This window comes from Oleiphilus sp. HI0061 (assembly GCF_001635675.1).
Genome location: NZ_LWFE01001061.1, coordinates 1 through 9,683, shown reverse-complemented (window position 1 = coordinate 9,683; position 9,683 = coordinate 1). Strand labels below are relative to the sequence as shown.

Annotated in this window: 10 protein-coding genes; 2 read left to right on the top strand and 8 right to left on the bottom strand. The window is 45.0% G+C overall.

Annotation, left to right across the window (positions count from 1 at the left end):
* Nucleotides 1–253 precede the first annotated feature (253 nt).
* The 3 genes from A3735_RS14545 to A3735_RS14535 all read right to left on the bottom strand — a co-directional run bounded on the left by A3735_RS14545 (nucleotide 254) and on the right by A3735_RS14535 (nucleotide 3,384).
* Nucleotides 254–1,285 carry an NAD-dependent epimerase/dehydratase family protein gene (locus A3735_RS14545; RefSeq protein ID WP_068638197.1) on the bottom strand — a complete coding sequence of 344 codons (1,032 nt, stop codon included), beginning with the start codon at nucleotides 1,283–1,285 and terminating at the stop codon, nucleotides 254–256.
* A gap of 68 nt (nucleotides 1,286–1,353) precedes the next feature.
* The gene (locus A3735_RS14540) at nucleotides 1,354–1,848 is read right to left on the bottom strand and encodes a hypothetical protein (RefSeq protein ID WP_068638195.1); all 495 of its coding nucleotides are present in this window, start codon (nucleotides 1,846–1,848) and stop codon (nucleotides 1,354–1,356) included.
* 93 nt (nucleotides 1,849–1,941) lie between these two features.
* On the bottom strand, nucleotides 1,942–3,384 hold the full coding sequence (locus tag A3735_RS14535; RefSeq protein WP_068638193.1) for a capsule assembly Wzi family protein: 1,443 nt from the start codon (nucleotides 3,382–3,384) through the stop codon (nucleotides 1,942–1,944).
* Nucleotides 3,385–3,946: 562 nt separating this feature from the next.
* Here A3735_RS14535 and miaB point away from each other — a divergent pair.
* On the top strand, nucleotides 3,947–5,311 hold the full coding sequence (gene miaB / locus A3735_RS14530; protein WP_068638191.1) for a tRNA (N6-isopentenyl adenosine(37)-C2)-methylthiotransferase MiaB: 1,365 nt from the start codon (nucleotides 3,947–3,949) through the stop codon (nucleotides 5,309–5,311).
* On the top strand, nucleotides 5,295–6,347 hold the full coding sequence (locus A3735_RS14525; RefSeq protein ID WP_082865270.1) for a PhoH family protein: 1,053 nt from the start codon (nucleotides 5,295–5,297) through the stop codon (nucleotides 6,345–6,347). The genes miaB and A3735_RS14525 overlap by 17 nt, the downstream gene beginning before the upstream one ends.
* Nucleotides 6,348–6,377: 30 nt before the next feature.
* On the opposite strand, the gene A3735_RS14520 is transcribed toward A3735_RS14525, so the two are convergent.
* The 5 genes from A3735_RS14520 to hupB all read right to left on the bottom strand — a co-directional run bounded on the left by A3735_RS14520 (nucleotide 6,378) and on the right by hupB (nucleotide 9,642).
* The gene (locus tag A3735_RS14520; RefSeq protein ID WP_068638190.1) at nucleotides 6,378–7,682 is read right to left on the bottom strand and encodes a TRAP transporter large permease; all 1,305 of its coding nucleotides are present in this window, start codon (nucleotides 7,680–7,682) and stop codon (nucleotides 6,378–6,380) included.
* Complete coding sequence (locus tag A3735_RS14515; protein ID WP_082865269.1) at nucleotides 7,679–8,086, bottom strand: TRAP transporter small permease; 408 nt, start codon at nucleotides 8,084–8,086, stop codon at nucleotides 7,679–7,681. Before A3735_RS14515 ends, A3735_RS14520 begins: the two co-directional genes overlap by 4 nt.
* 121 nt (nucleotides 8,087–8,207) lie before the next feature.
* Nucleotides 8,208–8,690 (bottom strand): EAL domain-containing protein, encoded by a 483-nt coding sequence (locus tag A3735_RS14505; protein ID WP_068638188.1) that lies wholly within the window; start codon nucleotides 8,688–8,690, stop codon nucleotides 8,208–8,210.
* Between the two features lie 47 nt (nucleotides 8,691–8,737).
* Nucleotides 8,738–9,181 carry a response regulator gene (locus A3735_RS14500; RefSeq protein ID WP_068553731.1) on the bottom strand — a complete coding sequence of 148 codons (444 nt, stop codon included), beginning with the start codon at nucleotides 9,179–9,181 and terminating at the stop codon, nucleotides 8,738–8,740.
* 185 nt (nucleotides 9,182–9,366) lie between these two features.
* Entirely contained in the window at nucleotides 9,367–9,642 is a 276-nt protein-coding gene (gene hupB, locus A3735_RS14495; RefSeq protein WP_068506893.1) for a nucleoid-associated protein HU-beta, read from the bottom strand.
* Between the last annotated feature and the right edge of the window lie 41 nt (nucleotides 9,643–9,683).

Here is a 9,683-nt window from a genome sequence, read left to right as displayed (position 1 = left end):
CACAGAGGACAGGATAGAGCCACATCTAAAGAAAGCCTTAATCTTTACTCGGTGTAGGCCGCAGGCCGCTCTGTGTTCTCGGTGGTGAACCGTCTTTTGTGTTTTGATCTTTAAGGGGTAAACATTTGAACCACAGAGGACACCGGGCGCTTCGCTGCACAGAGGAAGAAGTTGAGACACATCTAAAAAAAGCTTTAATCTTTTCTCGGTGTAGGCCGCAGGCCGCTCTGTGTTCTCGGTGGTGAGTCGTCTTTTAGGATTTTGAACTTAGGAATTCAATATACCATGGCATCGCTTCGGAAATACCTTCTAGAATTCGATACTCTGGCGCATAACCAAGCTTTGCCTTAGCTTTGCTTGTATCGGCTTGCGAGTGCCTTACGTCACCAGCTCGGAAGTCTCTGTAAATTGGCTCTTTCGAAACATCAACATCATTCTCAGCTAGTGCTTTTTGTATAGATACATACAAGTCATTCAAGGTTGTACGATCACCCAGTGCGACGTTGTACACTTCATCTTTAGCTTCGTCAGGTGCAGTGGCCGCAAGAATATTCATTTGCACAGTGTTATCGATATAGCAAAAGTCTCGACTTGTTTCGCCATCGCCGTTAACGAATACATCTTCGCCTTCAATCATTGAAGAGGTCCACTTTGGAATAACCGCTGCATAGGCGCCATTAGGGTCTTGTCGCTTGCCGAACACATTGAAATAACGCAAACCAATCGTTTTGAAGTCATAGGTTCTGGCATATACACTGGCATATAATTCGTTTACGTATTTGGTTACCGCATAAGGTGAAAGCGGGTTGCCGATATTTTCTTCTACTTTTGGCAACGCAGGGTGGTCACCATAGGTTGAACTACTGGCCGCGTAGGTGAAGCTTTTTACCTGCTCTTCTTTTGCAGCCTGGAGCATATTGAGGAAGCCAGTGATATTCGCTGCATTCGTGGTAACCGGGTCTGCGATAGAACGAGGAACGGAGCCAAGCGCTGCTTGGTGTAAAACATAGTCAGCACCTGAAACCGCCTTCTGGCAGGTTTCATAATCTCTGATATCACCTTCGATAAATGAGAAGTTCTGCCACTGTTCAGGCGTTACCAAGCCTTGAACTTCATCTAAATTGTATTGATGCCCTGTGGCGAAGTTATCCAAACCTACAACTTTTTGGTTTAGTTTTAGCAGTGTTTCTAGTAGGTTAGAACCGATAAAACCGGCAACACCCGTTACCAACCAGGTTTTGGGGCTGCCTGTTAGCTGCTGTTTTACATTTTCATAACTTGTCACGACACTTATATCCTTTCTATTTAGAGTTGCTCAGGGTTGTTTGAGACAGGGGCGGTAATGTTAATTATTCAGTTTCCGGCAAAGGTATCCGCTAGCTTGAGAACAGTAACGATTAACGCTATCAAGCCTATGCTCCAGCGCATATTCTTGTTTATCGCTTCAGATATCTTCAATTCAATTCGTTTTTCAAAAGCGTCCATTCTAGCTCCCATGAGTTCGAAGCCTTTGTTTACCTTTTGTTCCAACAACTTGAATTCGCCTTTCAGGCCGACAAACTCGCCTCTTAGGCCTGTAAAGTAACCTTTCAAATCAGAAAACTCACCTTTCAAGCCAGCAAATTCACCTTTCAAGCCAGCAAATTCACCTTTAAGGCTTGCCACACTATCGGTCACTTCATTTAATTTTTCATCTAAATGATTGATATGATTATATTGCGACTTAAGCAGCAGTGTATTGATATCTTCACTACTTAGACCCTCACCGTTTGAGAAGCGGGTTTCAATCTCTTCGAGCTTGGGCTGTATCATTTGAATTAGCATATCGTCCACTTTTGTTTTATCCATTCTCTTATCCTCCTTGATAATCATTGGTAAAAGCCTTGTCGTTAGACTAAGCGAATAATAGCATGACAGGCCTGCTTTTACACTTCACAAGCCCTAGTATCGATACTCCCAAGAGACCGAAGCAGCTAAGCGCTCTACATACGTAAACGCTGTATCAACATCTTTACTTAGGTAAGTCAGCCCTGCTTTGAAACGGCCATCAAAGATGAAACACTGGTGATATAATTCCGCCATATAAAGTGATTGAGCACTCAGAGCAACCCCATTTCCTCTGACGCCACCATCTTCATTTAACTGTAAATAGCTGGCACGCGCACTCCAAAGTGAGCCACCACCATTTTGAAGACTCATTCCGAAGGACAAAACCTCTGAGTCATTATCAAAACTAGCACCAAGCGTACGCCCATGATAGCGATAGCCACTTTCATAAAGACTATGTTCATAGGTGGTATTATAAAATACCGTCTCAAAACCATCCGCAATGGTATTTGCGTATTCCAACTCGTACTTTAGGAAAGCACTATCTTCTAGCGTTTGGGAAAGTTGAACACCCGCTTGATGGGTGCGTCGCGAAGGCATATAGCCCGCTTCGTCTTCACCAATTGTTTGTGCGTGGAAGGCCGCACCCAGCGTATCAGTCAATGCAAAGCCATAACGTACATCGAAGCCAGCCAACTGATTCCCCGCTTGCTTGGCTGTATTTTCACCCTGCGAAGTAAGCGACTTCCAGAAGGTAGACAAGTCTTCATCACGCCCTTCTCCACCCCACTGCATCGCACGGGACATACCAAATTCAAGACCTTTCAACGGCCTAAAGGTAAAACGCATGCCAGTAAGTTTTGCCTCAGGTATTGTACGCTTACTTTCTAGCTGACCAATATAAGATACAAATTGCCACTCTCCTAACCAAGAAAGCAATGGTGTTTCAAAGGTTTGCCCCTGCTTGGTTCTCAAGAACACACTCGGCACCGGCTCGGCATTATTTGTCAGGATCAAACTCGACTGAGAACCCGCGCCCCACCATTGATCGACTGCGCCAACACCCAATACCCAGTTGCCATCACGACCGCCCAGCACGCCAGCCAAATAGGAGCCATAAAAGTCTGTCTGGACGTCATCATCACCAGGATCTGTCATGACATTAGCTTGAAGCCTGAAGGCAAAGCTTTCACTATCACCCTCCATTGTTTTATGGATCTCTCCTTTTTCTTGCTGGAAAGAACCAAAATCTCTTAATAGTGGTCTAGCGCTACCCGCTGTCACTTCAAGACTTTTTTTAATACCGGACTTAGTCTGCTTACGTAGCTCAAAGCGCAATTCTCTAATCGCAGTTTTTTGTGCTGAATTGAGCTTCGAATGATCAGCTTCTGCTAGTGCATTTTTTACATCTGCCCACATAAGAGGCCAGGTCGTTAAAGAGATATCGATCACTTCTGCATCATTGAGTAGCTGAAGATTATTTCGAAGCCTAAGGTCACCTACATCAATCCATGGCGCAGCGTTTACCGTGGCAGCCATAACAAGAGAAAGGGACATTACAAGGGTGCTGAGAAGCTTAGATTTGATAGACACGAATTAGACTTTTTAGTGGTTGATTCTATGGCTGGGCATTATAGGGGTTTTGCACTTAAAGGTAAAAGCGAAAAGAACTTAAACCACAGAGGACACCGAGCTCTTCGCTACACAGAAGCAGGGATTGAGACACATCTAAAGAAAGCTTTATCTTTTCTCTGTTTTTATCTTTTCTCTGTGTAGGCCGCAGGCCTCTCTGTGCCCTCTGTGCCCTCTGTGGTGAACCGTCTTTTGTGTTTTGATCTTTAAGGGATAAACCGATGAACCACAGAGGACACCGGGCGCTTCGCTACACAGAGGAAGAGATTGAGACACACCTAAAAAGGCTTTTATCTTTTCTCTGTTTTCATCTTTTCTCTGTGTAGGCCGCAGGCCTCTCTGTGCCCTCGGTGGTGAACCGTCTTTTGTGTTTTGATCTTTAAGGGCAGTCTTTAGCGACAGAAAAAACTACACCCACTGCCTGCTTAGATGTATAATCTGCCGCCTATTTTTTAAGCAACTCTTTTCGCAAGCGATTGATATTTAGATGACCGACAACACGACCAAGAAGCTTTTTATTAAAACTCACGGCTGCCAGATGAACGAGTACGACTCATCTCGCATGACAGACTTACTGCAAGACAGTCATAAAGTTGAGTTAACCGAGAACGAGAGTGATGCTGACATCATTCTTCTTAATACCTGCTCTATTCGTGAAAAAGCACAGGAAAAGGTCTTTCACCAGCTTGGTCGCTGGAAGAAACTTAAGGAAAGCAACCCTGAACTAACTATCGGCGTTGGTGGTTGCGTTGCCAGTCAGGAAGGTGAGGCGATTCGTTCTCGCGCGCCTTTTGTAGACGTGATCTTTGGCCCACAAACGCTTCATCGCCTACCAGAGATGATCGACGCATCAAAAACAACTGATGTAGGCGTGGTCGATATCAGCTTCCCTGAAGTTGAAAAGTTTGACCACCTCCCTGCTCCCGGTATAAATGGCCCTTCTGCGTTTGTTTCAATTATGGAAGGCTGTAGCAAGTATTGTACTTTTTGTGTTGTGCCTTACACGCGAGGTGAGGAAGTTAGCCGCCCTGTTGATGACGTACTGGCAGAAATCTCCCACCTTGCTACTCAAGGTGTGCGTGAAATAAACTTACTCGGCCAAAACGTTAACGCCTACCAAGGTGAAACACACGATGGCGACATGATGGATCTTGCTGAGTTAATCACACTAACCGCAGCCATTGAAGGCATTGACCGAATTCGTTTTACAACGTCGCATCCGGTTGAGTTCAGTGACTCACTTATCGACGTTTATGCCGATACTCCTGAGCTGGTAAGCCACCTTCACCTACCTGTTCAAAGCGGCTCAGACAGAATATTGAATGCGATGAAGCGCGGCCACATGGCATTAGAGTACAAATCTAAAATTCGTCGTATACGTAAGCACCGCCCTGATATTAGTATCTCTTCAGACTTTATCATTGGCTTCCCTGGCGAAACCGAAAAAGACTTTGAAGACACCATGAAGCTGATCAATGATGTGGGCTTTGACGCATCTTTTAGTTTTATCTATAGCGCGCGCCCGGGTACACCAGCAGCAGATTTACCTGATGAAACAAGCGAAGAAGTTAAAAAGCAACGACTGCAGATATTACAACAGCGCATTCTTCAACAAGCTCAAGATATTAGCCGAAAAATGGTCGGTAATACCGAACGAATTCTGGTCACAGGTTTTTCTAAGAAAGACCCCGGGGAGCTACAAGGCCGAACCGAAAATAACCGTGTTGTGAACTTCAAAGCGAAGCAAGACCGCTCAGATAGTGCCTTGATCGGGCGCTTTATCGACGTGAAGATTACCGATGCTTACGCAAATTCATTACGTGGTGAAAGAGTCGATGAGCAAGACTACTAAAAAAGAAAAGTTAGCCAGACGGCAAGACAAGCAGCCTGACGATAAAGTCAAAACAACGAGCACTGGCTCCATCACCATCAAAGAAGTTGCACTGACGCCTTTTGATAATGACCGCCTCGCCTGTTTGTGCGGCCAATTTGATGAAAACATCAAACACCTAGAGATGCGTCTAGATGTTAAGATCAGCTATCGGGGCGCTGTTTTCAAAATACGTGGCGAAAAAGCTGAAGCATCCCAGGCGGCGCTAGAGATAATCAGACACCTATATCGAGAGACCGAGGATAATTCGAGCATTAGCCTTGAAATGGTTCACCTCTTTGTTCAGGAGTTTGGCGTTGATGCTATTTCGAGCGAGCTATCAGAAGAAGCTCGACTAATCAAAACACCTCGAAGCCAAGTTAAACCTCGCGGCGAGAACCAGTGCCAATATGTTGCTAACATTAAGCAGCATGATATTAATTTTGGCTTAGGCCCTGCTGGTACTGGCAAAACCTACCTTGCTGTTGCTTGTGCTGTAGAAGCGCTAAATAACGAAGAAGTTAAACGCATTCTGCTAGTTCGGCCCGCAGTTGAAGCAGGAGAAAAGCTTGGCTTTCTGCCTGGCGACCTGGCTCAGAAAGTTGACCCTTACTTGCGCCCTCTCTATGACGCGCTATATGAAATGCTAGGCTTCGACCAAGTCGCCAAGCTCATGGATAAGAACATCATAGAAGTCGCACCACTCGCCTTTATGCGCGGCCGAACACTTAATAATGCTTTTATTATTTTGGACGAAAGCCAGAACACCACACCCGAACAAATGAAGATGTTTCTGACCCGAATTGGTTTTGGCTCAACAGCCGTTATTACGGGCGACCTAACCCAAACCGACCTACCTAAACACGCGATGTCGGGCTTAGCTCAGGCTCAGCGCGTTTTAAATGGCGTAAAAGGCATCAGCAGCATCCACTTCCGCCCATCTGATGTTGTCAGACACCCTATTGTTCAACGAATTGTAGAGGCTTATAACAAGCACGATACGCAGGGAAAGGCTTAAACCACAGAGGACACCAAGAGTAGAGAAACTCTAATCTTTCATTTGCCCGGGCAACCACAAAGCTATTTCAGGGAAGATCAGCAGTAGTAGTACCATAACCAAGCTTATTACTACGAATGGTAAGGCACCCTTAAATACAGTTGTTAAGGGTATATCCGGAGCAACGCGCTGCATTACAAATACATTGATACCTATTGGCGGCGTAATCAGCGATAGCTCAATCATCATAACGATAAAAATACCAAACCAGACCGGGTCATATCCTAAAGAGGTCACCAAAGGGAAGACAAAAGGCAAGGTGAGGATAATCATCCCAAAGGTGTCTAATACAGCCCCGAGCACCAGATACAAGAGCAATAGAGCTAACATTATCAAGAAAGATGAATCACCCCAACCGGCGATGGACTCTATCAAGAGCTGAGTCACGTCAGTCTGCGCCATGAAGCGGCTAAAGAATACGCCTCCTAAGAATAACAAAAAGATGTTGCCGCTCAGCGAAACGCTTTGACCCAAACTTTCTTTCAGAATCATTGCACTTAAGCGTCCGCGAAATAAGGCAATAACGAATACCCAAGCCAAACCAATAGCCGCGGCCTCTGTTGGCGTTGCATAGCCTCCGTAAATACTACCCAAAACAATAAGCATTAGTGACAATGCCGGCAGGAGTTTTGGTAGCGCCTTGATCCGCTCTGCCACCGAGTAATGCTCACCACCCGGTGCAAGCTCGGGCTTGAGCTTACAGCGAATCATGACATATAGACCAAACATCAAAGCTAATAGAATTCCCGGAATAATACCCGCTATAAACAGGTCGCCTAGCGAGGTTTCCGTCCAGGCCGCGTAAAAGACCAAAGGGATACTCGGAGGAATAAGAATGGCGAGCACACCGGCTGCTGCGATTGAGCCAGTCGCAAGCCTTTGGTTATAGCCGTAACGACGCATCTCTGGCATCAGCATTTTGCCCATTGCTGTGACTGTTGCAACACTAGAGCCTGTGACCGCACCAAAGGTTGCTGAGCAGCTGATAGATGTGATCGCCAAGCCACCGGGAATTCGCCCGAACCAGCGGTTAAAGCAATAGAAAAGATCTTTACCCAAGCCCGTTGTTTGAGCTAAAGCTCCCATCCAAACAAATATAGGTAAGGTCACCAATACAAAGTTACTGGCGACTTCCCAACTAACCAACTGAAACTGAACGATAGCCGACTCAAAGCTCTGAAGGTAGACATTTCCAAGCAGCCCTACCGCTATCAAAGCGATAGCAATCGGTACACGTAGAGCGATTAATATAAGCAAGCAGGCCATGGCCAACAGGCCAACACTTTCAGGGTTCACGAATGCCCCTCTTTGGTTTGACTTGAATCTAGACTAGCCCATAGCAAACTCAATGATTGAAGCGTTGTCACAAGCCCGATAAAAGCCATCAAGGCATAGAAAGGCCAATAAGGTATGTCGATAGTATAAGCTTGATCTTCATAGGTATAGCTATCTATCGCGCCCAACACCGCCTGCCAAACGACAAGTAGCGAGAACAAAACCAAGAAAACATATGAAGCGCATTTTAGGGAGCGTTGCTTAGAAGCCGACAAGGCTTGGTAAAGCAGGTCAACACTCAATAATTCATGGCCCTCTATACACTTTGGAATCGCTAATAAAGAACATGCTGAGTAGCAGCAAACCCGACAATTCGTGAGCCCAAGCAATGGGAGAGGAAAATAATGAACGCAAAATAACGTCACTAATTACAAGTAAGACCAGTGACGGCAGAACAAACAAGGTGTTAAGACCGTTTAAGAAATTAACGAGTTTTTTTAAGATTTGGTCAAGCATAGAATGGAAGCGACGGAGGGTTCACGCTTATTAGCTTGACTCTTGATCAGGTAAGGGGCCAGGCATCACGATGCCAAATCCTTGAGCAAAGTCTATTCCAATTTCTCTTAGCGCTTCGCAAGTCGCATCATCCTCAACAAACTCTGCGATCGTCTCTAGACCCGCTGCGTGCGCTATCATATTGCACGACTCCACAATCCCTCTATCAATACTGTCGCTCAACATATTCTTAACAAAGCTCCCATCAATCTTCAGGAAGTCGACAGGAATCGTTTTAAGATAAGAAAAAGAGCTCAAACCAACACCAAAATCATCTAGCGCAAACTTAAAGCCTAGCCCTCTAATTTCATTAATAAACTCTACCGCATCAACCAGGTTATCGATTGCAGAGGTTTCTGTAATTTCAAAACAAATTCTCTGAGGCAGCAGGTCATATTCTTTTTGCCAGATCTTGATATCATCAAAAAATGACTGATCACTCAAGGTTGAACCTGACATCGTCTTCGGAGTCATCGACGATTAATATTCGTATAATCTTACCTTCCACTAAATGCATATAGCTACCTTGATACCGGAGAAAGGTTAATGTCTAACCAATAATTCCGAAGTGCTGAGATATTGTCTTTAAATTCATTTATATCAAAAGACTTTTGAATATAGCTGTTTGCGCCGGCCCGATAACCTTCCTGAACATCTCTCTCTTCATCGGAGGAGGTTAGGATGACAACAGGTAGGCATTGAGTGTCCGGGTTGTGACGAAGCTCTTTCAACACATCCAGACCATGAACTTTTGGCAAATTCAAATCGAGGAAAACCACCCTTATCTCAGGGTCGAACTGCTGGCCAGCGTACTGCCGCTTTCCACACAGGTAATCAATCGCCTCTTGCCCATCCCTAACAATGACAACATCTTTCTGCTCTACGCCCGCTTTTTTAAGCGCAAACAAAGCCAACTCTTCTTCACCTGCATTATCTTCTACTAACAATATCTTTGCCGTACTCAAAGCGAACATCCTCCTTTTGCTTATCCTTTAAGTTTAGCCCCATATTAGATTTATGCCAGGTACTGTCAAAACACCCCAAATCATTCCGACTCACTTAGCAATTCACGAATTACAGGCACAAAAAAAGCCGCTAAGAGCGGCTTTTTTCTAACTTACTAAAGTAAGCCGATTCAACAAACAGCTTACTAGCCGTTTACTGCATCCTTTAGGCCTTTACCAGCTTTAAAGCTAGGAATCTTGGCAGCAGCGATTTGAATTTCTGCACCAGTCTGTGGGTTACGACCAGTTCTTGCTGCACGATCTTTCACAGAGAAGGTACCAAAACCAATCAACGTTACCTGATCACCTTCTTTAAGTGCATTTGTAACTGATTCTACAACCGCGTCGATAGCACGACCAGCGGCTGCTTTAGAAATGTCTGCAGATTCTGCAATTGCATCAATTAGTTCAGACTTATTCACACTAAACCCCTTTTGAGATAACTGTAAACATACGAGACTTT

Coding starts and splice junctions, on each gene's coding strand:
- A3735_RS14525 (WP_082865270.1), top strand. CDS start 5,295: ATGAGCAAGACTACTAAAAAAGAAAAGTTAGCCAGACGGCAAGACAAG.
- A3735_RS14535 (WP_068638193.1), bottom strand. CDS start 3,384: ATGTCCCTTTCTCTTGTTATGGCTGCCACGGTAAACGCTGCGCCATGG.
- miaB (WP_068638191.1), top strand. CDS start 3,947: ATGACCGACAACACGACCAAGAAGCTTTTTATTAAAACTCACGGCTGC.
- A3735_RS14505 (WP_068638188.1), bottom strand. CDS start 8,690: ATGACTCCGAAGACGATGTCAGGTTCAACCTTGAGTGATCAGTCATTT.
- A3735_RS14540 (WP_068638195.1), bottom strand. CDS start 1,848: ATGGATAAAACAAAAGTGGACGATATGCTAATTCAAATGATACAGCCC.